This window comes from Oleiphilus sp. HI0066 (assembly GCF_001635725.1).
Genome location: NZ_LWFH01001022.1, coordinates 1 through 1599, shown reverse-complemented (window position 1 = coordinate 1599; position 1599 = coordinate 1). Strand labels below are relative to the sequence as shown.

The following is a 1599-nucleotide window of genomic DNA, read 5'->3' as shown; positions in this document are numbered from 1 at the left end:
AAAAGTAGTGAAGGTTGGCGATATCGAAATCGCGAACGACAAACCTTTCGTGTTATTTGGTGGGATGAATGTGCTGGAATCAAGAGATCTGGCACTTCAAATTGCTGAGAAGTACGTAGAAGTCACCCAAAAACTAAATATTCCTTACGTTTTTAAAGCGTCGTTTGATAAAGCAAATCGTTCTTCGATTACTTCGTTCCGTGGTCCAGGTATGGAAGAAGGGCTCCGTATTTTTGAAGAAGTAAAAAACACGTTTAACGTTGCTGTGATTACAGATGTGCATGAGCCCTATCAAGCAGCACCGGTTGCTGAGGTTTGTGACATTATTCAATTGCCTGCATTCCTGTCGCGCCAAACAGACCTTGTGACCGCGATGGCTCAGACTAATGCAGTTATTAATATTAAGAAAGCACAATTTCTCGCGTCTCAAGAGATGAAGCACATATTGAATAAATGTGTTGAAGCGGGAAATGACCAGCTGATTTTATGTGAACGCGGATCGAGCTTTGGCTACAACAATCTTGTTGTGGACATGTTGGGTTTTGGCGTGATGAAGGGCTTCGAATATCCAGTTTTCTTTGACGTGACGCATTCACTTCAACAACCGGGCGGACGTGCTGATTCTGCAGGTGGTCGTCGCGAGCAAGTGACCGATTTAGCGCTCGCAGGTATGTCGCAAGGGTTGGCCGGATTATTTTTAGAGGCGCATCCCGACCCTAACCAAGCTAAGTGTGATGGCCCTTGTGCATTGCGACTTGAGCAATTAGAACCATTTTTAGAGCGCGTCAAAGCTATTGACGAACTCGTGAAGAATTTTGAACCTTTGGATACTGTTTAACAGTCCATAAAAGTAATACTTGGAGATAAGTACAAATGTTTCAGATCGCTGATATTAAAGGCCGTGAGGTTATGGACTCACGCGGCAACCCAACAGTGGAAGCCGACGTTATTCTTGAGTCTGGTGTTGTTGGTACGGCTTGTGCGCCTTCTGGTGCCTCGACTGGATCACGTGAAGCTTTAGAGCTTCGTGATGGTGATAAGTCGCGTTACCTTGGTAAAGGTGTATTGAAAGCGGTTGCTGGTATTAACGAAGACATTCGTGCCGCGTTAGTCGGTAAAGATGTGACGGCTCAGCGTGAACTTGATCAGATCATGATTGATCTTGATGGTACAGAGAACAAAGCAAAGCTTGGCGCAAATGCGATTTTGGCAGTCTCTCTTGCGGCTGCAAAAGCAGCAGCGCAAGCGAAGGGTGTTGAATTGTATGAACACATCGCTGATGTGAACGGTACGTCTGGTCAATACTCGATGCCTGTTCCAATGATGAATATCCTGAACGGTGGTGAGCACGCAGATAACAATGTTGATATCCAAGAATTTATGGTGCAACCAGTATCTGCGCCTACGTTCGCTGAAGCGCTTCGTGCGGGTGCTGAAATTTTCCACGCATTGAAGAAAGTGTTGCAATCTCAAGGCTTGAACACAGCTGTTGGTGATGAAGGTGGTTTTGCGCCTAACTTAGCGTCTAATGCTGATGCATTGGCAGTCATTAAAACGGCTGTTGCCGATGCCGGCTACGCTCTAGGTGATGACATTACA

At 45.8% G+C, this 1599-nt stretch carries 1 protein-coding gene and 1 pseudogene; both read left to right on the top strand.

The window, feature by feature from the left end; genetic code table 11:
• On the top strand, nucleotides 1–838 hold an 838-nt coding region (gene kdsA, locus A3738_RS12165), incomplete at its 5' end, for a 3-deoxy-8-phosphooctulonate synthase (protein ID WP_068763612.1).
• Between the two features lie 35 nt (nucleotides 839–873).
• Nucleotides 874–1599: pseudogene (gene eno / locus A3738_RS12160) on the top strand (phosphopyruvate hydratase); the annotation flags it as partial.